Below are 21852 nucleotides of genomic sequence, written 5' to 3'. Positions count from 1 at the left end.
TTTTACATATTGCACTACACCCTAATTATCCAAAAATGAATAACTAGGGTAATTTGTAATAATAGTTTCTTTAAAGTCCACTCATCTTACTAGCCATATCATTCTTATGGCCATCAATCAGTAGTCCTAATAGCGATTTCATGGCCTGTTCATCACTCAATAACACCTTGGTCATTTTGTCTCTGAAGCCTCTAGATTTCATTAAGTTATCTTCCACTAAATCTCTTAGATCACCAGCCATTGCTTGTTCTTTAGTATTTTTAAGGATTTGATCGGAAACCAGTTCATTTCCTTTAATTATTTCTAAGTTTTCATAAAAGAATACTTTGCGAGCATTATCATCACCTAACTCAAGGAACAATTCATTAATCTGCTTTAATATTTCCTCTAAAAAAGCTTGTTCTCTTTCTGCTGGGCTTAACCCACCCGCTGTCATAGGTTTTAATTTATCTGGATCATCATCAATTTCAATCTGCTCATCATTTTCTGTAATGGCATAGCCACTTAAAATTAAGCCTGATAAGTCAATTCTCTCAACTGGTACTCCATCTAATCTTTTCGATAATAACTTAGCAAAGGCAGCGAAGTTTTCCAGCTCTGGATCTCCAAGCTCAATTAGCTGTGCTATATAAGTGTAAGTTTTAACAAAGCGACTTAATCCTGATTTAAATCCCTTTAATTCTTCTAAGCTGATTGACAGTTCTTCTCTACGAGCTTCAGCAACTTCTTTTGCTTTCTCATCACCTGATTTTTCAGCTTTAACTATAGATTCATCCCAAGATTTTATTTCCTCAACCAACCTTTTAAGCTTTGCGTTATACAAATCAGTAGGTCTTTGAGTAGCATCATAAAGCTTTCGATGAAGTTCTTCTTGTTTGGCCTGCCCATCTTTTTTGCCTTTAAGTAACGTTAATGCATTAACATTCTTAAATTTTTCTAAGTCTTGAGTGTTATATATATGCATTTCATCTAAGACATTTTTACTGTCATAAACAACATCAAGATCTTGAACATCTTCTAGTGAAGCCCCTTCATCATACTTCTGAAATGCACTTAGAATATCTTTAGGGGCATTCGCAAAATCCAAAACAAATGTAGTGTCTTTACCGGGATACGTTCTATTTAATCGTGACAATGTTTGAACTGCATCCACATCACCAATTTTCTTATCAATGTACATTGCTACCAATTTAGGCTGGTTAAAGCCTGTTTGAAACTTATTGGCTACAATCATTACTTTGAATTCTTGCTTATCGAATACATGTCTTAAATCTTGATTACCAAGCCCAGGATTAAGATTGTTCTCAGTATATTCTGTCTCAGGATCGATATTAAATTCATCGCTTTTACCACAATCCTTTCCAAGCACCTTACCTGAAAACGCAACTAACGATTTAACACCGTGAAGATTGTTTTCTTCAATATATCTATCAAAGGCTATCTTATACTTTACTGCTACGTTTCTACGGCTTGTAACTACCATAGCTTTAGCCTCACCATCAAGAAGTCCTTCAACATTCTTTCTGAAGTGCTCCATGATAATTTTTACCTTATTGGTAATACTGGTCGCATGAAGACTTTTCCACTCAGCTATAGCTCTTTTTGCTTCCTTAGAGTCAACCTTTTTATTATTCTCTATAAATTTATCGCCAATTTGATAGGCGGTTTTATAGCTAATGTAATTTTTAAGTACATCCAAGATAAAGCCTTCTTCGATGGCTTGTCTTTGCGTATACTTATCAAAGGAAACTGGAGGGTTATCTTTTGATGGAGGTAAGCTTTCATCCTCCAATCTACCAAATAATGTCATCGTGTTATGTTTAGGTGTTGCGGTAAAAGCAAAGTGACTAACATTATTAGGTTTAATGCGTGATTTTTGAATTTCCAATAGAAGCTCTTCAACTGACATATCTTCTAATTTATCTTTAGAATCTAATGACAATGCAGCACGAAGCCCTTGAGCTGTACTACCTGTTTGAGATGTGTGAGCCTCATCAATAATAACAGCGAAGTTACTCTCTTTTAGAGATTTTTCCGTTAATATTGCTTCCATTGCATATGGGAATGTTTGAATTGTAACAACAATGATCGGAACACCTGATTTTAATGCATCAGCTAATTGAGTGCTTTTCGGCTTACTGCTTTGTTCTCTATCGATGGCTTTTATCATGCCATATTGATGATCGAGTTGCTGAACAGCATCTTGTAATTGAGAATCTAATACCGTTCTATCAGTTACGATAATGACAGAGTTAAAATAAGATTTGCCATTTTCATAGCGAAGCTTAGTTAAGTCATGAGCTGTCCATGCAATGGTACTCGTTTTACCTGAACCAGCACTATGCTCACAAAGATACTGTTGCCCTGGACCTTTCTCTTTAGCATCAGTTATCATTTTATTTACGGCTCTAAACTGATGATACCTTGGAAATATAAGGGTTTTAGCTTTATAAGGTTTACCAAATTTATCTGTCTTATCTGATGTCTCAGTGTAAACAAAACTATGGAAAATTCTTAACCAACTATCCCATTGACAAACTTCTTCCCAAAAATAAGCCACCGGGTATTCGCCATTTTTGCCGACATTTTCAGAAACTTTTTTATTTGGTACTGTGCCATCGTTACCCTGATTAAATGGCAAGAAGTAAGTTGAATCACCTTTTAATTCAGTAGCCATTTGAATCTGACTATCTGACATCGCAAAATGAACAACAGCTCCGCGTTTAACGGTTAACAGTGGCTCTTTTCTGCCATGCTGTACTGGCTTTCTATCTTTTTTATACTGCTCAACAGCATCTTCAATTGATTGGGTAAAATCTGTTTTTAGCTCTACTGTTGATACAGGGATGCCATTAATAAAGAAAACTAAATCAATAGAAAACTCTCTTGATGGATTATATTTTAGTTGTCTTACGACCCTCAAAATATTCGACTTATACTTTCTGACTTCTTCTGGATTTCGATCATCTTCAGGAGCTTTTTTACTCATGATGATATTACCAGCACCAGTGATCTTAAAGCCATTACGAATAATCGCCATTGTACCGCCTGATTTTGCGGACAACTCTTTCTCCAATCTATTAAGAATGACACGCTCAGTATCATCACCATTATGCTTTTCAAGCTTATCAAACACATCAGATTGAGTAGATTTAATCCAGGCAATAGTATCTTCAGGATATAAACAACGCTGCTTATCGTATTTATCAGCTTTTCCTTCCACCCAGCCATTTTCGACTAGCTTTTTAACTACGTATTCTTCTAAGTGTACTTCATGATGAACAGCCATTACGCTACCTCCCTTACGTCAATTTTCCCTGTTACTGCTGCGCTGATTAAGGCTGTGCGGTGTTCTTTTAATAGCTTTATAGAACTATTCGTTTCCTGCTCTAATAACTTAAATTTATCTAGTTGTGAATCAAGGTATCCAACAATATCTTTTTGCTCAGAAATCTCTGGAATAGGCAAGTACATATTCCCATATTTCTCTGCACTAACATTTTGAATTGTTGCTGTGATTTGTGAATTACCAATGTAATCCCAGTAGAAACTTGACTGTGTTATGTAATAAAGAAATTGTGGTACTAGTTTAGCCCTATTCACAGAAGCCTTAATCAAATAACCCGCAAAACAGCTTTCACCAAACTTTTCTCTATATATAAAAGCTTTGCCGACTGTTGCTCCGCTTCGAGCTAATAATACATCACCATCATTCAATAAATAAGGTTTAGCCACATCAGGTGCTAGAGATTTATAACTATCTTTTTTCAATTCACCATTGTTCATCATATCAGTGATTCTAATGTAACGAGGGTGAGATAAGTTTGAGTCTAATGCAGCTTCATTTGCACCATACATCATTGCTTCAGCAAGATTTTGTTTTAACCTGTTACAAGTCCAGCTTTCAGGTATCTCCCCAATCCACTCAACTCCAGAGTCTTTCATCGGGATATTTGGATTCAATCCTTTGGTCACAACGTGACTAATCAACGCTTGGCGCTTTTCTGAAAGTAACTTGATGAAGTTTTGTTTTTCAGAGATGAGGTTGTCGATGCGTATAGTTTCAATACTTAATAAATTAACTATTTTTTCTTGCTCATCAGTAGGAGGAAGTGGAAAATACAATGTCTTTAAATCATCAATTGAAACTTTCATTCTGATTGTATTAAGTTTTCCAGAATCACTCTTCTTTATTAAAATTCCTTTTCCAAATTTTAATAAGCTTTTTTGGAAGCCACTATGTTCAAAGATAGATCCGTAATATTCTATTTTTGAATTCTTATCAGCTAAATACAATGCATAGTAAACTGGGCTTATTGCACCAAAATACTTCGATATTCCTACCGCGCCAACAATTATGTTCATGCTATTCATAACAATATCATCAGGTCTAGCTATCTTATAAGCTGTTAGATCGTCCTTTCTCTTGTTTCCGCTTTTTACTTCATCTGAGTATTGAGTCACACCATGTGCTATCGATAAGGATAATACTTGCTCTGTTTTTACAGGGTCATTTTTTTCGTTGCGAAACGACAGAACGCTTCTTAATGGAACCAAATTCCAATGAGAAGGGATTTCTCCAATCCACTCAACACCAGACTCTTTATATTCAGGATAAGCTTTCATCATTCGGCCACCTCTTGAAGTAATGCCTGAATACGAGATTCACTTGCTTTCAAATCAGTATCAATATCAATTAATGAGCGAGGTGGAACATACTCATAGAAGTAACGGTTAAAATTAATTTCATATCCAACAAGACCTACTTCACCATCTTTTTCATCACGTACCGAATAATCAATAAAGGCATCTGGAACATGCGGTGTTACTTCACGCGCTAAATAATCTTCAACACTCTCACCGTAAGGTACGGTTTCATTATCGTTTAACGTAGTATCAGCAATGGCATTACCTTTAGCATCTGTAACGATAGGAGCATCTTCATTTCTTTCCATGAAATGAGCTGTTAAGGTTTTACCTAGTGGAGCACCTACTTTACCAAAATCACCTTGATTGTTATGAGCTTTGGCAGCATTTATAAAAAATTCATACTCATGCTGACCAACGTTATCTTTAATAAAATCAATCCAAGCTGATTGCTGTTCACTCGTTAACTTAGCAAATGCTTTTACATCACTTAACGCAGCAACTTTTTCATTATCGATTTCAATAACAGCTCGTAAAGGACGCTTGATAGCTACTTTACGATAAGCAAAATCAGTGTTTTTAAATATTTTCGTGCGCTTAGAATCAACATATTCATCGTATTCTTGAACGATTTGAGTTATTTGATCTTGAGAAATAAACTTACGCTTACTACCTTCAGATTTACGCATTTGCGTCCATTCATCAGCTAAATTAACTAATTGAACAGTACCTTTGCGTTCTGCTGATTTTTTATTGGTGAGAATCCAAATGTAAGTACCGATACCAGTGTTAAAAAACATATCTGTAGGTAAGGCCAAAATACCTTCAACATAATCACTCTCTAATAACCACCGTCTAATTTCTGATTCTCCAGAACCTGCATCACCAGTAAATAATGGAGAACCTGAAAGAATAATTCCAACACGACCACCACCATTTTCAGGTGACTCCATTTTATCAACAAGGTGCATAAGGAATAGCATTGATCCATCGCTAACACGAGGTAAGCCGGGACCAAAGCGCCCTGCATAACCTAAAGCCTTATGCTCATCCAATACAAGTTTCTTATCTTTTTCCCATTTAATCCCGAAGGGTGGATTACTTAGACAATAGTGAAACTTTTTGGTAGACAATTTATCGTCTGAAAGGGTGTTTCCTTGCTTTAAATTCTCAGTTTCAAATCCTTGGAACATCATCGATGTTAAGGCCATAGCATGAGTTTTAGGGTTTAACTCTTGACCATACGGAACAACCTTTACTGTATTACTAAAGCCTTTTATTTCAGAAATGGCATCAAATAGGAAGCCACCTGTACCCATCGTTGGGTCATACAGAGTTCTAATAACACCAGTTTCATTAAATAATTCTTCATCTGGAGCAATTACCAAAGAGGTTGCCAAATGAACTGCATCGCGAGGACTCATGAACTCCCCGGCTTTTTGGTTTACAGAAGCAGCAAAATCACGAACAAGCTGCTCATAGGTATTGGACATGACGCGATCTGAAACAACATCGGGATGAAGGTCAATATTTGAAAATTTACTTACGATGAAATACAGAAGCTTGGCATTTTCTAATTCAGATATTGTGTTATAAAAACCAAACTCTTCAAATATTTTACGAACATTAGCAGAGAATTGGCTAATGTAGTTTTCTAAATTCTCTTTTGTATTAGTACTGCCTAGCGACTCTAATGTGTATTGGCTGGTATTATAAAATGGAAAGCCAGATACATATCGAAGCATACGGTCTAGATCCATATCTGAATCTTTTTCGGCTTCATATTCCTTTACTACATCATCTTTTGTTTTTTCTAATACACATTCCAGCCTACGAAGAAGTAAGAGAGGCATTATAATTCTATCAAAATCAGAGTGAGTAAAATCACCCCATAAACTGTCAGCTATCTTCCAAATAAAACTTGATAGATTCGATACTTCATTTGTTTTTAATTCTTCGCTCATTTTTAACCCTTTTAATTTTTGTAGCTATCAATGCTGAGAGCAAGTAATAACGTAGTTTAATATATACTACAACACAGGTGATGCATTGTAAATACATTTGTGTGTACAAAACAGTATAATTCATATTGTAATAATCAGTAAGGAATTTAACTTAACTATCCAATAACTAAATATAATTTGTCTTGAGTTAATTTTGTTTTACTCATAATCTATTGTTTATACTCTCACATATAAAACTCATCGCTAATGATTTTAAGACTAATATTACTATTTATTACATTGGCAGTTTCACTGCCTTCATTTGCTACGGTTGTGTTGGCTATTAATACTGAGTTCTTTTGGGATTCTAAATTACCGCATGATGGGCAAATAGCATTAGGCGCTGTTGGCAATCCACCTTCAGAAAAGTATGTGCAGCTAGAAGCAAATGCGATTGCGTTACACATTATGTATAACGATGCTGACATTGTTGGCTTAACAGAAATTGAAGGTGAGAACGTTGCTAAGCAAATCCTTAAATACTTACCTAAAGAATACAAATTGGTATTTAAAAAAGGTCGCGATAACTTCACTGGCCAAGATGTAGCTATCATCACTCGATATGATGTTATTGGTGAACCAAATAACTTTAAAGGTATTAAAGGCAACTACAATGGCACCAAAAAAGTCCCATCTAAAGCCTTAGCTGTAAAACTCAAAAAAGATTCAGAAACGTACAATGTTGTAGTTGCTCATTTAATTTCAAAGCGAAGTAACAACGATAAAAAGAGAGCTGCCCAAGCTAACGCCATTGTTAAGCACCTAGATGGTAAAACTGGACATAACATCGTTATGGGGGATTTAAACGATACTCCCGATTCAACAACATTAAACCTTTTAGTTCAATCTGGATTAAATGTCATTAACGATAAAGAATACAGTTATACATATCAGAACAAGAAAATGCTCATAGACCATATTCTTGTTTCTGACTCACTTAAACCAGGTGCTACTTTTAAGTCTTTTGATTTGGGAGCAATAAGTGATCACAGAGCCGTGATAGCACATCTCAATAAATAGAGCATTAAACCCAATAAAGCACGCTAAATATAACTTATTACACCATCTTCATGTAAGTAACTTAATTAACTAAACTTAAAACCTTTTAAATAATAAATAAAATCAAGTATGCACATACAAAACAAGGCGCAAAAGACACACTTGTACACACATAGGTATATACAAAAGAACTTATTTATGATTTAATCTTCATAATTATAATAATAAAAAAGAGAGTACCTATGAATTTAGAATTAATTAATTCGGCAGAGAAAGCTATCGATAATGAAGATTATAAAGAAGCTTTTGCTTTTGCCTCAGAGATATTAGCTAATGATCTTGATAACTTCACAATTGAAGAAAATGATGCATTCGTTATAGAAAGAGCAGAAATGTTATTAGCAAACATTTATCTTCATGGCTATGGAGTCAATCAAAACCTTGAAAAAGCACATGGTCTATATGTAAAGTTAGCATTTAATGGATTTATTATTGGTAAGCGAAACCTAGGATTGATGATTTTAAGGGGTCAATATGTAAAACGTAATGACATTGTAGGCTGTCATTGGATTAAAGAGGCTGCTTATGATGGCTGTAAATTATCGGCATCAATATACGCTGAATTAAACGAAACAGGCCAAGGAACTACCGAAAGCTTTCAAGATGCATATATTTGGTATTCAATATCATCAACAATTAATAATCAAACAAAAGATCTAAAGAAAAGAGATAGTTTATCTAAGCTATTTAGTAATGAAAAAATACTAGAGCTACAAGGGAGAGCCAAAAATATATTTAATAAAATCCATTTAAGTAAGCTTAATAAAAGGTAAGAAATAATTTAATAACAACACTTAACTACTAGGGCGATTTGTAATAATTAGCCCTTAAATGAGTACTTAAACGTCCAAGAAATCACTTTTTTACCTTTTTTATTTTCAGTGTATTTTACTCTTAACGGGGTATTTTTATTGATTTCAATAATAGCTGGTTCCATGATTCTCTTTTTGATATTTGCGTAGAGATCATAGCTTTTTCCTAGGCAAAATGCTGCTCTAAGCCATTCTACATCTATTGTTCTATTTCCTTTATTATTATCTTCTAGTTCAGCCATGAACAGATCGTATAACCGATACTGATAGTTGTTCTTTAGCCCTACTATCTGTTGTATTGGATACTTAATGCTATTGGCAAGACTTGTTAGGTGGGGAACAACAAGAGGGTTAAGTGTGATTTGCCAGCTACCGCGCTTAGGAAGGCTTTTCTTTCCGATGATCCAGCGAAACTCTTCTATCGATTTCTCATTGACTGTGCTTTCATCTAAGTCATGGATGATAACGCTTTTATCATAAATAGATTTAATTGCACCACGAAGATCACGAGAAGCCTCGTTGAGTTCCATTCCAAATATTTTCTGATAATCTCCAACTTTTATTTCATAGTCAGTTATATCAAAACTTCCTTGTCCCGGTACATTATTTTCTGCACATTGAACGGCAACAAGATAAATGATTCTACGTTCATCACGAGATAAGTCATAAGTAGCTTCTGTTAAGGCAACACTCTGTCTGACTTCTCTCTTTTTAAGCTGGTTTTTAGCTTTAGTGTTACTCATAATTATTACAATGATAGAATCAATGTAATAGATGATAGTTATTAATTACAGGTTGATCAATAAATTAATTTTCAACAAGTGAATAGTTTTTTATACTATGATGTTTTGTACATACAAATGAGCACACTAATAATTAAATTTAATTTATAAACTATCAATTAGATTTTTTCTAATTTATATATCAGTAAAATTTAAAGTGGCAAGTAAAATATGACGGTAAAAACGTTGTAAAAAACAAAGAAAATCAAAAAATAAAATATACTAAACCTCTAATAAAACACCATAACACTTTGTTTTTATACAAAAATATTTTTTACTACGTTATATTAACGAACTAGTATAAAAACCATGCAAATTACAACGATCCTTATTTATGCTTGCCCTTGATAATGCTCACACACAATTCAAAAGAAAAATAAACCACTGAAAAATATAGAATAAATAAACAAAACTTACTACACAAACAAAAACCAAAATAAAACGTAGTAAAAGTAGCAAATATATTATTTTGTCAATTTTTTTTCCTTGTTTTTATAGTCATTTAAAAAACTTACTACAAATAAAAACCTATTACTAACAACAAGTTAAATATTAACAAATACTAATAAAGTGAATACTTTAAAAAAACATACTACTATACTATAATATATAGTAATTACTTTTTGTGGGCGGCTAAATTATGAGTGTTGGAAAATTTCTTGAGAATATAAAAAACAAAATTGAAAACTCAGTAGAAGCAAGAGATAAATCTCATTATACCCACTTAAGAACTGCATTAAATAACTTGATGAAGTACGAGCTTACTTCTGATTACACGCTAAAAGATGATCTAACGGTCAACGTAGAAGATACACTTAAAAAGTACAAAGATGCTATAACAAAAAAAGGGAATTCTGATACCAGAGGACCTCTTTCTAAAGTTAGACGATTATCTGAGTACTATATTGAAATAACTGATATTGATTACGATAACCTTTCTGTTTCGGAATTACTTCTTAAAGCAGCCAAATTAAAATTTGAATGTGATATATATCTTGGAACTATTCCAAAGACAAATAGAACCAATATAAAAGAAGGTATCACAACGATAACAGACATATGTTCACTTATTGTCAGAGAAGCTTATCAGTTAGATCCTAATTCATGGAATATTGATAATATTGATAACAGAATTCAACGAAACAATTCAGTATCCGTTATAAAAAAATGGTTTACTGGTGAACGTAACCCTACAACAAAAGTACCAGGTGCTAGACTCAGAAGCATAGAAAAAGTATTGAATTTACCTATAGATATATTAATAGAAAAATCTCAAAATCTTACTAATAAAGAAGGTGCAAATAGCAGCAATAAAAAAACAAAAAATAAAAAAAATTTTTATGTAGTAAAAAACTTAAATCCTGAGTTTTATCAATTTTACCAACAATACAGTAACTATAAAATCTACGGAGAAAAGCCTGAAATTAAATATCCTTTAGAGACAGGCAATAAATATACTTTTGGCGACTCCACAATAAGAGAGCTAAATTCCAAAGGAAAAGAAGGTAGATGGACCCCTGGAAATAATGGCAGAAATTCTAATCTTCAAAGATTTAATTCTCAGTTAAAAGCATTTTGTCATTATTGCGTATCCGTAGAAAAAATAGCACAAAAAGATGTTTCTTTATCTCATCTCACTGACTCTAAATTGCTTGAAAGAATGAAGTTGTGGGTTATCCGCACTGCTGGAATTGGATATGTTGTATTTGATAGTTTATTGCACTTAATTAAAGCCACTACTTCATCCAGAGGATTCTTACGACTGGCAGGTAACAAAGGAGATAGATGTACCGAAGAATATTTTGCTGAGCTTGATTACTTACAAATAGAAATACCTGTATGGTCAAGCGAGATAAGAGAATTAAAAGCCAATGTTGCCAAAGAAACTGTGGGGCGCAAATTAAACGTAAAAAAAATTCTAAAAATGGAGCTAGGGGAAAGAAGACAGTTATTTGCTGATATGAATAAAAACCTTATTGAACGCTCAGAATCAAATTATCTGGAGGGATTGTTTTTCCTTAAAAAATCAAGATCGAACAGTGTACAAGATTCATACAGAGAAAGACTTCTAATGAAATCTTCTACATTCATTACTAATGCATATGAGCAAGCTATGACTGCAATGATACTTGAAACATCATTTTTAGTTTGTCCGCGTGTTTCAAATTGGGCAACATTAAATTTTTTCGAATCAAAAGAAGACAATATTCATTCTTTGCCTTCTTTTTCAAAATCTTTAAAAAACAGATATGAAATAGACATTCCTTTGTCTGGCCCAAACTTACTTGATCACAGTCAAGGGGTTAGATACATAAAAAACTCTAAAGCGTTAAACACTAAACCTATTAGAGTTATTCTTAAAGAATCTTTCTCTCCTACAATCAATCAATTTTTAAAAATAAGAGAGGTTTATATTAATGAATTCATGGAACATCATGCTAATTACTATCTAGATGATCTTATTGCCCAGAAAAAAATACTCATTGAAAGTAAAGGAAAATGCATTTTTGAATCATCTATACTTAAATACTTTATAGCTAATCTAAATGAAAAATTAGATTCTAAAACACCTGATGATATTAATTTTTTAAAAAAAGCTATAGCATTATCTTCAGCAAAAACACCTGATATTCCTATTAAAAACCTAACAAAAAAACAATTGGATAGAGCTTTAAAAAAAGTAGATCCTGCAATTATAAAAAAAGCCGTATTAGAGCTACAACCTGATATAATTGAACAAGTTAAAGAAGAGGATAGCTCAAAAACTATAAATATATGCATGGAAAAACTTGAAGAAGAAATTAAAGCATATTCTAGTTTTGACGTTAAAGATGTCACAGCTCTATTTCCATGGGTTTCTCAACCTAGAGCTTATGATAAAATGTCTTTCACTCAAATAATATCCCACTCTCAACAAGAAAGTTCAATATTCGCAGCCTTAGAAAGACAAAGCTTCATCAAAAGTAAAATTTCAATTGCACCAAAATTTAAAAAAGAAACAAAAATCACATTAAATATATTAACCCCAGAGAGTCATTCTAACGGAATCAATATTCATGCAAATAGACATCTATGTGCCATGAATCATCTAGATGAATTTCCTGGAGAGTATTCAATAGTTGCTGCCATGATAAATGATACAGAGGCTCAAGTAATGAAAACATATGGGTTAGCTGATAGAGAGGCAATAATGGATAAACTTTCTCATATGGATTAACTGATTTTCTAATAGGTAAATTATAAAGGGAGAGGGAAATATCAAAGCTTGCCTTCTTCCTTTAATTCTATATATTCCAATAAAGCCCTATATCCCCTTTCTCTTCTAGCTGTCATAACTTCTTCAGCCGTAGCACCACCAAAATAAGAAAGGTTCTGATAAAAAAACCAGTTGATCGCATCATCCCTATCATTGAACCAAGGAGCAACTCGATCAATAACCTTTAACCAAATATCATTATCTATATAAACTTTATCTTTCAAGTCGCTCATTTTTTAATCCATTTATGATGATCGGGTTGCTTATCTAACAACTAAACAAACTGTACATAACAACAGTATAACTTAATAACTCCAGGCATCAATACTCTAAATATTTAAATCAGTCGCGCTATCACGCGATCATATTCTATTGGTGCGTTTACTTTATTGTGTACCTACATTTGTATTTACTTAAAACGCCTAAAACAAAGCCCTGCTTTCAAAAAATATTTTTTTGTGTGCAATGTACATAAATAGTCATATCACCTCTTGGCGGTTCGCTCAGGTATTCCTGTTTGTATTACTAAGAACAATTTAATAAAGGAACTGATATGACAAAGTTAACATTACAGAACACAAAAAAATGGTTTACCAATAAAGATAACATTCTTCTAATGGCTGAGTGGACCGCGAGGCTTATTGGCTGGAAAATTGGAGTAGGTGGATTACTGGCAATGCCGTTTAAGGTTTACCGAAACTATAAAAATGATGAGAATAGAGGGGGTATTCTCATCAAAAACACACCTGTTTTGATGAGAATATGGATTTCATTAGGCGACTGCTGCCATTATTCCCTGTAATTGCTTAATTGGCTTAGCGCTCTTCTTCACAAGGAGGTCTTCATTGATTTTTAAGATAACGCTTTTCAGCACATCTGTCGTGTTATCAATATGCGACACTGATTTTAGCAAATCCAGTTCATCTGAAATTTTTCTACCCTTAAGTGATAAGCGCTTTTCCGATTTACCTGAAGCAAGCTCAGTATTCAGATAATTTGCAATTTTAGATGCAGACTTTTCATTCATTGATAATGCATGAATGTAATATTTAACCAAGCTAGGCACAAAGTCTGTTTCAGCACCAATTTCACTTGTTGCTAAGTTTAGAATATCAATCATATGAGCAGGCAAGCGCACTTCTATAGGTTTACGTTTAGCCTCATGTGCCTTCTTAATAGCAGGTGTTGACTGGTGAGGAATAGCTACAACTCTGTCACATTCATCACAAACACCAGCGAGAATGTTTTTTACTATCCCACTACCATCTGAAAATGGAACATTACGAAGCTTAAAAGTCGTGCCTACAAGCGACTTACAATCTTGGCAAATTGCCTTCGACTTATTTCCAACTTTTAAAATTTTCATATTTCACCTATTAATTATGTACGCTGATGAAAACAGTATCAGGATCTACAAAATACCACTTTACGTACCAATTCTTACCTGAATGCCTAGTTTTTATGATGTGAACATCAATACTCGAATCTAAATGATGTGGGCTATGAGAATATTCGTTCCCACTGCTTCTTCCAATGATATTGGATACATCGACTGTTGTTACCTGCCCTATCTCCAATAAATTTTTTACATCAATATCTTCTCTATCTTCATGCTGTATCAAACCGCCCTTTAAACAATCCAATACTTTCTTCTTTGTAGCTTTAAAACTCATACCACCCCTTTAGTGTACGCGAAATAGCGTACAATTTCAACTTAACATGCATTAATTATATTTCAAGAGATGAAAAATAAAAAAATACGATCAAGTATTATTTGTACGTACAACTGTAAACACACAAAGAAACCGAATACCTTTATTTAAGTGTTCTCTGAAATTGATTTAACTATTTTTTTCAAAGTAGCACTATCTTGAATATGTACACAAGCTCTCATAACACGACTACGACTAACTTTTTTTCGTGGCATCAACTCTTGAACCTTCTCAGTTAAAATATCCAGCTCATCGAGTTCATGTTGGGTCATTCGTAACGGTAAACGCTTCCCGGTAGTAACGTTTTTGTTTTCTTCAACAGTTGTTACACCAGTATGTTTTCTATCTACTCTATCTTTTCTAGCCATAGTTAGATTACCTCTACGTTATATCTTTCACCGGGAATGCTCATATGATCCAAAATTTCATTGGTTAAACTCATGTAGTCCTGATGTGATTTAGAATTTTTTGCGTAATAACAAATAGGCATTTTTTCTTCAGTAGCTTTTTTGAAATCTTCGCTAGTGCGGATCACTGTTTTACTAACTGTTAAGTTCATATCAGCAATTCTATCTTCTGTTGCTTTCAACATGATTTTGTTACGAGCATCAATCTTAGTTTTAACCAGCATGTAATCGAATTTATCATCGCGTTTAATTTCCGCGATAACTTCGAATAAATCAGATATGCCTTTTGTGGCCCTTCTATCCATATCAACGGGAACAATTACAACATCGGTAATAAGAAGTGCATTTTCGATACTTAGGTCAATTGCAGGGCGAAGGTCTATAAGAATGAAATCATATAGAGACTTAATGGGCTTCAGCCCATCGGACAAAATCTGTAGTCTATGTCGGTAACGTTCAGCAGCTCGTGCTTCAGTAGCCAATGTAATATCAGCCGGGATAACATCCAGGTTAGCTATTTCATTTTCTTTGTTTAATGCAGGGTAGATTAATTTATTGATATCAAATTTAGGATCTTCGAATAAGTCAGTAATAGTGTAGTCTTCATCACCACGACCAACATCGTCACTTAAATTGCCTTGGTGATCCAAATCTATAAGAAGGGTCTTATAACCTAAATCTGCTAGACAGGTGCCAACAGCCAGACAACTTGTAGTTTTACCTACACCACCTTTGCTATTGGCGAAACATGCTATTTTAGCCATTTATTATTATCCATTTTGTACATACATGTGTATTCACATAATATACAAAAAACCTAATAAGTAAAAGGTTTATTTAACTTCTTTCATTTTGTTATAGAAAGCTTTTGATAGTTCTGCTGGTAATGTAAATACACCTTCTCCTTTTTCCCCAGAGACTTTTATTTTCCAGTCTTTTTTACTCATTTTTTCTAAATAATCCATTGGCACATCTAAGCCAAACGTCTCTTGCGTTAATACCACACCTTGATTAACTACTTCTCTGCCTATTTTTGTAAAACCAAATTTGTATCCGTCTTCACCATAAGCGGAATCATAAAACCGCCAATCCATATCAACTTTTCTTATGTACAGTTGAGATTCTGATACGTAACCATTTTTTATAAATGCTCTAAACCTAACATTTACTGGATTGCGATCTGTAAAACCTGTCCTTATTAAATACTCTGGTGTTAAAACTGTGGTAAGTCCTTTAAATTTGTCATGTTCAACATTTATTTCTGTTTGATATTCCTGTTGAGTTCTAGGTGTTGTAGAGCACCCAGCTAAAAGTGCCATTGCAGCAGCAGCCAAAATTATTTTTTTCATTTTCTTTCTCTTTATTATTTTTATTATTGAGTTCAATACACAAAGGTATCACCACCTATCACTGTACACACAAAGGTAAATACAAACAGTTAGTTCTTGTGAATTTTTGTGAAAAGTGAGATTTCACATTAATAGTAACGTTTAAAATTGATTTTGTACACACAAAGGTATACACTTAAATCAAAAAGGCAAATTATGATTTCATTCCTAAAACAATTCTTTGGTGAACTTTCATTGGAAATGGTCATGGAGAAATACGGTGCTAGGACGCAACAATCCAATACTTACTCAAAATATTTATTGGCAATATACAAAAAAGAAAAAAAAGAATATTCATTAAATAGTGATGCAGCATTAATGCTTACATACCTTAGATTTCTTGATTATTCAGGTTCAGATATGTTTCTGAATACTTTCCCTTCTAAGTTTCATGGGAACCTTTTAGATTTTAAAGAAATGTGCCGCAAAGCTATATACATGTACGCACGAAAAGAAATTCCCACAAAAATAGATCGAGATATATATAACTATTGTGTAGATATGTATGAGGTTACTAATGGATAAAAATTATAGTAAAGGCCGTAAGTTTGCAGCATATTTGGTAAGAGTAATATTTTTATTATTAGCATTTACTTTGATTGCTCCTATCGCTTATCAATTTATAAAAATATATCTACTTTAACCATCTAGAGTGAACCCTACATGCAACACATTAAAATTGACCGATCACCACAACAAGTGTATCGTTTAACAACAAACATTAACCCTAGATGATACAGGTGTTATTTTGGCTCAAATTTACGCTTATATTCGCATTAGTGACAAGTACAAACAGGATTCTTCAACCCAAGAGAATTCTATATCTAACTATGCCACTGACAACGGTCTAATTATTAACCATTGGGTAGAAGAGCATGTTAGTGGTAGTAGAACGGAAGCAGCTACAAGAGAAATATCCAATCTAATATCTAAATTAGAGCCAGGTGATAAAATTATCTGCACCGAGATAAGCAGATTAGGTAGAAATAAGCCTTTCTCAATTATTGGCCTGATCCACGAAATAACAGATGCCAAACAAGCAGAATTACATTTAACTTACTCTGATCAATGCATAACACCAGAAAATGCAGAAAACGCAGAAGTATTATTTACTACTGTTGCTGGAAGTTACGTTGCTAGACAAGAAGCAGTAAAAAGGTCTGAACGCGCTAAAGCTGCAATAGTACGAAGAAAAGATGCAGGATTATCTAATGGTAGGCCCGAAGGATTGCTTATTAAGAGCAAACTAGATGAACATGAAAATTATATTATTCGCTCATTAAATGACAATCTAAACAAAAGTGCTTTAGCCAAAGAATTACAATGCAGTAGAGCAACAATGATTAGGTGGTTAAAGGCCAGAGATAAAATTCATAATAAAGCGAAAGAATTTAATATAGACACTAGAAAACCATTATCGTTTATAAAAAGCCAAATTAATTTGGAGTCAAACTTATGACAGAACAAGAAAATCTAACAGAAAAGCAAAAAATGGAATTAGTTAAATCTCGCTTTGAAAATATTGATGAGGATGACTTAGTTGATGGGAAAGTTTTTTGGGAACAACTAAATGCTCAAGATGAATCAGAGAATTAAATCACCTATTCCAAAACTCAGTATTAGGTATAGCCATATCAGTTAATCCAGTATATGAGTTTGAGTGATCTTTAACTTCATGATTATCACTATTGGGTTGAGAGTATTTTATTTGCTCTAGCCTATAACTCTCTGCAATAAACTCTTTTATCTCATCATCTTTTTTCTGCTCATAAGTACCATCATTTAATCTTTTTTGTAGCTCATTAATGAATAACTTAAAATCTTCTTTCTTAAGGGCCGATATTAACCCTCTTGATTGAACATCTGACAACTTTACTATTTCTTGTGACCTTACATTATGAATCATCAACTCTTCATGAGTATGAATTTTAATTAATAATTGATCATCTCTTATGCCATATTTAGAGATAATTATGTCATGACATTTGACTGTATATGTCTGGTCTAATTTTAAACCCATAACCTTATATTTCCATATTAGAATAACAAAACAAGCTAATACATATATCTAATAGCTTGTTTTGTTCATATTGGTACAAATATTATTTCTTTGATATTTTCTTCCAAACTCGCTCTTTAGCTTCTTTGCATAAAAAACTGCACTTATCATACTCATTCATTATTCTTGCTTTATCAATATCAATCAACTCATCCAGCCGTGGCCAATCTGCACTTTTCTCGGATGCGTCTCTATTTTCAGATCCAAATATTTTAATTAACTCTCTATTAGATACACTACGACCAACCCAGCCTTTACAAATTCTCATGGCCAATGTTGGTGTCATATCCAATTCATAATCATTCGCAAATGTTATGAGTTCACCAATAAGAAAACCTGCTTTAAGTTTTCTTGTTAATGCTGACCATTTAGCTGCATATAAAGGATCAAATGGAGAACCTTCATTAAAAATTGGTTCAACCGGGGTTCCAAAGCCTCTTTCTTTTAATTCAGCAAGCCTATTTTTTAAAAGCTTTTCCGCATCGGCTTCATAATCTTCAATTGTATATGGCATTATTATTATCCTTTACAAGCTAATACATATATACAATAGCAGGTAAATATTGTTGAGCATATAAAATTTTAAATTTACTTTGTGTGTACATTTGTATACACTAAACTAAAAAGGTAAAATATATGAAATTCATACTCCCATTATTCTTTCTTTCAACGCAAGCATTGGCCAATTGGTCTTATCATGAAAGCATTGATGAATTTACTGACGAGAAACATGAGATAGTTTTTTATGAAGATAAAAACCATAGACTTGAAATAAAAGTCCTTGATACTCCAGATAATTCTATTTGGCTATTTTTAACAAAAAAAGATCATGGATTTTTTGAAGCTTATGGGTCAGTTGATTTAAGGGTAGATAAAACTGAAACATTTAATATGAATAAGAAATTCAGTGATACCTATCAAAAATATTTTAAATATCCGTCTTACGTATGGGAGCCAGAAACTATCGGATTACTTGTAGGAAAGAATACAGACATAAATGAGCAAAATATCTGTGGTTTTGATGATAAATTGGTAAATGGGAAAACTTTAAAAATCAGATATCAAGTTACCAAAATGAGTACAGCTTCATATTCCATTGATTTATCTGGTTCTCATGATGCTTTATCAAAATTAATTAACATTTCTCCATGTATTAAAAAATAAATCGAACAATCGAACACTGTTCGTTCTATTTTACTGTTCGTTTGTTTTATCTTGAAAATATACTATAATACTAATCAGATGTATTAATGGAGAATTTAAGATGAATCAGGCAGCTACAAGCAAACCAATGCAAGAAAGAGTTAATGACATTTGCAATGATCTTTATAGTAAAGGTGAGAAGCTTAGTGTTCGTATTGTATTAGCTGAAATGCCGGATGTAAGTAGCACATCTACGATTCATACATACTTCAAAAATTGGAAGCAAGAAGTTGATGCTAACCAGCAATCCCTCTATGACCGATTGGGATTTTCTCCATCATTTACAAAATCATTCATGGAAGAGATTACTCGATTTGGCGTTGAAGCTGAGCAGCGCTATAAAGATCTAGCCCAAACTGCTGACGAACAATGTGATCACGCTATTGCCGACCTAAAAAAATCTGAAGATAGATTTTATAAACAGGAAGCAGTTGTTGAGCAGCAAGAAAAGCAAATAACTGAACTTAAAACTGAATTAGCTGATACAAAAAAAGGATTTGAAGCTGACTTAGCTAAAGAACAGAAGGCTAATGAAGTAATTGTTGAAGAACTCCGTCAACAACTAGCCGCAGCTCTTGACGAAAACAAGAAGCTAACCACACAAAATGAATCAATTCGCACCAATTTAGCTAAGGCTGAACTTAAATCAGAAAACAATCTTGAACGTGTTAATGATATTAAGGCCCAAAACGATCAATTGGTTTCAGATAACAAAGAATTGAATTCAAACATTGCTAACCTTAATAAAGATATTGCTGGTAAAGATTCTAAAATTGATGGCAATAAAGATTTAATTAAGAACCTTCAATCACAGCAAGATAAAGCAACTAAACAACTTGATGATTTATCTAAGGCCAATAGTAAGCTTCAGTCTGAAATTGAATCTATCAGAAGCGAACTCTCTGCTGTTAATACGAAGCTTTCTGAAGAAAAAGATAATTCATCTAAACAAATCACCATTAATAGTAAGCTGACAACTGAATTGGAAGAGCAAGCTAAGAATCATGCTAAAGCTATTAATATGCATGAAAGTACAATTGCCAATAATGAGAAGTTAATTGCTCAACTAGAGAAGAATCAGAAAAAGTAACAATAAGGCGAACACTAATATTGACTAGTGTTCGCTAATTTAACACTGAGGATGTAACTAATTTTGTGTAAATGCCTATCATAATTTACTCTATCAAGAGTTTAAGGATTAGGCGATGAACATGAATAAAGAAGAACTTGAAGCGTTTGCAAAAGAAGCAGCTAAAAGCATTAAAACACCTGACGATTTAAATCAATTTAGTCAGATGTTAAAAAAGATAACCGTTGAAGCCGCACTTAATGCAGAAATGGATGAACATTTAGGCTATCAAAAACACAGTAAATCCACGAGCAGTAATAGCCGAAACGGTAAAACAAGTAAGCGTATCAAGACAGAAGACGGTGAGTTTGAGCTTGATACGCCCCGCGACCGTGAAGGCTCTTTTGAGCCGCAGCTTGTTAAAAAGCATCAATCTCGATTCACCTCAATGGATGATAAAATTTTATGGCTGTATGCCCAAGGAATGAGCACACGCGATATCGTGAATGCTTTTCATGAGTGGTATGGCGCTGATATCTCTCCCACATTGGTGTCACGTGTTACCAGTGCTGTTATGGAGCAGGTCACTGAATGGCAATCTCGCCCCCTGGATGCGATTTATCCTATTGTTTATTTGGATTGCCTGGTTGTAAAAATACGCCAAGATAAGCGCGTTATCAAAAAGTCTATTTACCTTGCTTTAGGTATTAATATTGACGGCCATAAAGAATTGCTTGGCATGTGGATTTCAGAAAATGAAGGGGCTAAGTTTTGGTTGAGCGTGCTCACCGAATTAAGCCAACGGGGCGTTGAAGATATCTTAATCGCGTGCGTAGATGGCCTGAAGGGATTTCCTGATGCAATTAATACTGCTTACCCGCAAACTCATGTTCAATTGTGTATAGTGCATATGGTTCGCAACTCATTGAAATATGTCTCATGGAAAGATTATAAAGCCGTGACGGCTGATTTGAAGCTGATTTACCGCTCGTCGACAGAAGAGGAGGCGTTGCTGGAGTTGGAGCGATTTGCAGAGAAATGGGACAATCAATATCCTCAAATAGCAAAGTCATGGCGTGCGAATTGGGACAATTTAAACACGTTATTTAATTATCCGGAGGCAATACGAAAAGCCATTTATACAACGAATGCCATTGAGTCACTCAACAGCGTTATTCGCCGAGCGATTAAAAAGCGTAAGATATTTCCAAATGACGACTCTGCGAGAAAAATGATTTATTTGGCAATAAAAGAGGCATCGAAAAAATGGACGATGCCAATTCGAGACTGGCGAAATGCAATGAGTCGTTTTATCATTGAATTTGAGGAACGACTCAGCAAGCATATTTAAAATGTAAAACGGGCAGTTACACAGAATCCGTTACAGGCTCATTTAACTTTACTCTTTAAATCTAATTTCTTTTATTTTTATATTAAGTGATTTGGAATTTTGTG

22 protein-coding genes are annotated in these 21852 nt (G+C 33.6%); 10 read left to right on the top strand and 12 right to left on the bottom strand.

The genetic code is table 11. The features are described 5' to 3' along the window. Positions 1–70 precede the first annotated feature (70 nt). From AC27G3_RS17560 to AC27G3_RS17550, 3 genes are read right to left on the bottom strand one after another with little or no spacing between them, the layout of a single operon-like run. A complete protein-coding gene (locus AC27G3_RS17560) occupies positions 71–3289 on the bottom strand; it encodes a type I restriction endonuclease subunit R (protein ID WP_487123841.1) in 3219 nt (1072 codons plus the stop codon). Continuing rightward, the gene (locus tag AC27G3_RS17555; protein ID WP_487123839.1) at positions 3289–4629 is read right to left on the bottom strand and encodes a restriction endonuclease subunit S; all 1341 of its coding nucleotides are present in this window, start codon (positions 4627–4629) and stop codon (positions 3289–3291) included. The genes AC27G3_RS17560 and AC27G3_RS17555 overlap by 1 nt, the downstream gene beginning before the upstream one ends. Continuing rightward, positions 4626–6611 carry a type I restriction-modification system subunit M gene (locus AC27G3_RS17550; RefSeq protein WP_487123837.1) on the bottom strand — a complete coding sequence of 662 codons (1986 nt, stop codon included), beginning with the start codon at positions 6609–6611 and terminating at the stop codon, positions 4626–4628. Before AC27G3_RS17550 ends, AC27G3_RS17555 begins: the two co-directional genes overlap by 4 nt. Before the next feature lie 279 nt (positions 6612–6890). Between AC27G3_RS17550 and AC27G3_RS17545 the strand changes: the two genes are divergently transcribed. Both AC27G3_RS17545 and AC27G3_RS17540 read left to right on the top strand, forming a co-directional pair. Then, entirely contained in the window at positions 6891–7670 is a 780-nt protein-coding gene (locus AC27G3_RS17545; protein WP_487123836.1) for an endonuclease/exonuclease/phosphatase family protein, read from the top strand. A gap of 221 nt (positions 7671–7891) precedes the next feature. Beyond that, a complete protein-coding gene (locus AC27G3_RS17540) occupies positions 7892–8482 on the top strand; it encodes a tetratricopeptide repeat protein (protein ID WP_487123834.1) in 591 nt (196 codons plus the stop codon). A gap of 47 nt (positions 8483–8529) precedes the next feature. Here the strand turns inward: AC27G3_RS17540 and AC27G3_RS17535 are convergent, their stop codons facing one another. Next, positions 8530–9264, bottom strand: coding sequence for a RepB family plasmid replication initiator protein (locus AC27G3_RS17535; RefSeq protein ID WP_487123832.1), 735 nt, complete (start codon positions 9262–9264; stop codon positions 8530–8532). A 679-nt stretch (positions 9265–9943) separates the two neighbouring features. On the opposite strand from AC27G3_RS17535, the gene AC27G3_RS17530 reads away from it, so the two are divergent. After that, positions 9944–12520 carry a hypothetical protein gene (locus AC27G3_RS17530; protein ID WP_487123830.1) on the top strand — a complete coding sequence of 859 codons (2577 nt, stop codon included), beginning with the start codon at positions 9944–9946 and terminating at the stop codon, positions 12518–12520. A gap of 41 nt (positions 12521–12561) precedes the next feature. Here the strand turns inward: AC27G3_RS17530 and AC27G3_RS17525 are convergent, their stop codons facing one another. Continuing rightward, positions 12562–12792, bottom strand: a complete 231-nt coding sequence (locus tag AC27G3_RS17525; RefSeq protein WP_487123828.1) for a hypothetical protein — start codon at positions 12790–12792, stop codon at positions 12562–12564. A gap of 320 nt (positions 12793–13112) precedes the next feature. Here AC27G3_RS17525 and AC27G3_RS17520 point away from each other — a divergent pair, with 320 nt between their 5' ends. Further along, positions 13113–13361, top strand: coding sequence for a hypothetical protein (locus AC27G3_RS17520; protein ID WP_487123826.1), 249 nt, complete (start codon positions 13113–13115; stop codon positions 13359–13361). On the opposite strand, the gene AC27G3_RS17515 is transcribed toward AC27G3_RS17520, so the two are convergent. The 5 genes from AC27G3_RS17515 to AC27G3_RS17495 form a co-directional block, all read right to left on the bottom strand. After that, the gene (locus AC27G3_RS17515; RefSeq protein WP_487123824.1) at positions 13332–13925 is read right to left on the bottom strand and encodes a hypothetical protein; all 594 of its coding nucleotides are present in this window, start codon (positions 13923–13925) and stop codon (positions 13332–13334) included. The genes AC27G3_RS17520 and AC27G3_RS17515 overlap by 30 nt on opposite strands. 10 nt (positions 13926–13935) lie before the next feature. Further along, on the bottom strand, positions 13936–14232 hold the full coding sequence (locus AC27G3_RS17510) for a hypothetical protein (protein ID WP_487123822.1): 297 nt from the start codon (positions 14230–14232) through the stop codon (positions 13936–13938). A gap of 146 nt (positions 14233–14378) precedes the next feature. After that, positions 14379–14639: a hypothetical protein gene (locus AC27G3_RS17505; protein ID WP_353519078.1), complete on the bottom strand. Its 261-nt coding sequence runs from the start codon at positions 14637–14639 to the stop codon at positions 14379–14381. 2 nt (positions 14640–14641) lie between these two features. Then, the gene (locus AC27G3_RS17500; protein WP_487123820.1) at positions 14642–15442 is read right to left on the bottom strand and encodes a ParA family protein; all 801 of its coding nucleotides are present in this window, start codon (positions 15440–15442) and stop codon (positions 14642–14644) included. A 69-nt stretch (positions 15443–15511) separates the two neighbouring features. Beyond that, positions 15512–16027, bottom strand: coding sequence for a lipoprotein (locus AC27G3_RS17495; protein WP_487123818.1), 516 nt, complete (start codon positions 16025–16027; stop codon positions 15512–15514). A 195-nt stretch (positions 16028–16222) separates the two neighbouring features. On the opposite strand from AC27G3_RS17495, the gene AC27G3_RS17490 reads away from it, so the two are divergent. The 3 genes from AC27G3_RS17490 to AC27G3_RS17480 all read left to right on the top strand — a co-directional run bounded on the left by AC27G3_RS17490 (position 16223) and on the right by AC27G3_RS17480 (position 17662). Continuing rightward, the gene (locus tag AC27G3_RS17490) at positions 16223–16591 is read left to right on the top strand and encodes a hypothetical protein (RefSeq protein ID WP_487123816.1); all 369 of its coding nucleotides are present in this window, start codon (positions 16223–16225) and stop codon (positions 16589–16591) included. Between the two features lie 223 nt (positions 16592–16814). Beyond that, positions 16815–17525, top strand: coding sequence for a recombinase family protein (locus tag AC27G3_RS17485; protein WP_353519057.1), 711 nt, complete (start codon positions 16815–16817; stop codon positions 17523–17525). Continuing rightward, positions 17522–17662, top strand: a complete 141-nt coding sequence (locus tag AC27G3_RS17480; protein ID WP_353519058.1) for a hypothetical protein — start codon at positions 17522–17524, stop codon at positions 17660–17662. The genes AC27G3_RS17485 and AC27G3_RS17480 overlap by 4 nt, the downstream gene beginning before the upstream one ends. A gap of 1 nt (position 17663) precedes the next feature. Here the strand turns inward: AC27G3_RS17480 and AC27G3_RS17475 are convergent, their stop codons facing one another. Both AC27G3_RS17475 and AC27G3_RS17470 read right to left on the bottom strand, forming a co-directional pair. Continuing rightward, on the bottom strand, positions 17664–18086 hold the full coding sequence (locus AC27G3_RS17475; protein ID WP_487123814.1) for a hypothetical protein: 423 nt from the start codon (positions 18084–18086) through the stop codon (positions 17664–17666). 82 nt (positions 18087–18168) lie between these two features. Then, positions 18169–18639, bottom strand: coding sequence for a hypothetical protein (locus AC27G3_RS17470; RefSeq protein WP_487123813.1), 471 nt, complete (start codon positions 18637–18639; stop codon positions 18169–18171). Positions 18640–18761: 122 nt separating this feature from the next. On the opposite strand from AC27G3_RS17470, the gene AC27G3_RS17465 reads away from it, so the two are divergent. The 3 genes from AC27G3_RS17465 (at position 18762) to AC27G3_RS17455 (ending at position 21748) form a co-directional block, all read left to right on the top strand. After that, positions 18762–19289, top strand: coding sequence for a hypothetical protein (locus AC27G3_RS17465; RefSeq protein ID WP_487123811.1), 528 nt, complete (start codon positions 18762–18764; stop codon positions 19287–19289). Between the two features lie 100 nt (positions 19290–19389). After that, positions 19390–20418 (top strand): DNA-binding protein, encoded by a 1029-nt coding sequence (locus AC27G3_RS17460; protein ID WP_487123809.1) that lies wholly within the window; start codon positions 19390–19392, stop codon positions 20416–20418. 121 nt (positions 20419–20539) lie between these two features. Beyond that, positions 20540–21748 (top strand): IS256 family transposase, encoded by a 1209-nt coding sequence (locus AC27G3_RS17455; protein ID WP_179808386.1) that lies wholly within the window; start codon positions 20540–20542, stop codon positions 21746–21748. The last annotated feature ends 104 nt before the right edge of the window (positions 21749–21852 follow it).

This window comes from Colwellia sp. SU-HH01217, assembly GCF_057543495.1.
This window is presented reverse-complemented; position numbering and strand designations above follow the sequence as displayed.

Coding starts and splice junctions, on each gene's coding strand:
- AC27G3_RS17560 (WP_487123841.1), bottom strand. CDS start 3,289: ATGGCTGTTCATCATGAAGTACACTTAGAAGAATACGTAGTTAAAAAG.
- AC27G3_RS17555 (WP_487123839.1), bottom strand. CDS start 4,629: ATGATGAAAGCTTATCCTGAATATAAAGAGTCTGGTGTTGAGTGGATT.
- AC27G3_RS17550 (WP_487123837.1), bottom strand. CDS start 6,611: ATGAGCGAAGAATTAAAAACAAATGAAGTATCGAATCTATCAAGTTTT.
- AC27G3_RS17540 (WP_487123834.1), top strand. CDS start 7,892: ATGAATTTAGAATTAATTAATTCGGCAGAGAAAGCTATCGATAATGAA.
- AC27G3_RS17535 (WP_487123832.1), bottom strand. CDS start 9,264: ATGAGTAACACTAAAGCTAAAAACCAGCTTAAAAAGAGAGAAGTCAGA.
- AC27G3_RS17530 (WP_487123830.1), top strand. CDS start 9,944: ATGAGTGTTGGAAAATTTCTTGAGAATATAAAAAACAAAATTGAAAAC.
- AC27G3_RS17525 (WP_487123828.1), bottom strand. CDS start 12,792: ATGAGCGACTTGAAAGATAAAGTTTATATAGATAATGATATTTGGTTA.
- AC27G3_RS17520 (WP_487123826.1), top strand. CDS start 13,113: ATGACAAAGTTAACATTACAGAACACAAAAAAATGGTTTACCAATAAA.
- AC27G3_RS17515 (WP_487123824.1), bottom strand. CDS start 13,925: ATGAAAATTTTAAAAGTTGGAAATAAGTCGAAGGCAATTTGCCAAGAT.
- AC27G3_RS17510 (WP_487123822.1), bottom strand. CDS start 14,232: ATGAGTTTTAAAGCTACAAAGAAGAAAGTATTGGATTGTTTAAAGGGC.
- AC27G3_RS17505 (WP_353519078.1), bottom strand. CDS start 14,639: ATGGCTAGAAAAGATAGAGTAGATAGAAAACATACTGGTGTAACAACT.
- AC27G3_RS17500 (WP_487123820.1), bottom strand. CDS start 15,442: ATGGCTAAAATAGCATGTTTCGCCAATAGCAAAGGTGGTGTAGGTAAA.
- AC27G3_RS17495 (WP_487123818.1), bottom strand. CDS start 16,027: ATGAAAAAAATAATTTTGGCTGCTGCTGCAATGGCACTTTTAGCTGGG.
- AC27G3_RS17490 (WP_487123816.1), top strand. CDS start 16,223: ATGATTTCATTCCTAAAACAATTCTTTGGTGAACTTTCATTGGAAATG.
- AC27G3_RS17480 (WP_353519058.1), top strand. CDS start 17,522: ATGACAGAACAAGAAAATCTAACAGAAAAGCAAAAAATGGAATTAGTT.
- AC27G3_RS17475 (WP_487123814.1), bottom strand. CDS start 18,086: ATGGGTTTAAAATTAGACCAGACATATACAGTCAAATGTCATGACATA.
- AC27G3_RS17470 (WP_487123813.1), bottom strand. CDS start 18,639: ATGCCATATACAATTGAAGATTATGAAGCCGATGCGGAAAAGCTTTTA.
- AC27G3_RS17465 (WP_487123811.1), top strand. CDS start 18,762: ATGAAATTCATACTCCCATTATTCTTTCTTTCAACGCAAGCATTGGCC.
- AC27G3_RS17460 (WP_487123809.1), top strand. CDS start 19,390: ATGAATCAGGCAGCTACAAGCAAACCAATGCAAGAAAGAGTTAATGAC.
- AC27G3_RS17455 (WP_179808386.1), top strand. CDS start 20,540: ATGAATAAAGAAGAACTTGAAGCGTTTGCAAAAGAAGCAGCTAAAAGC.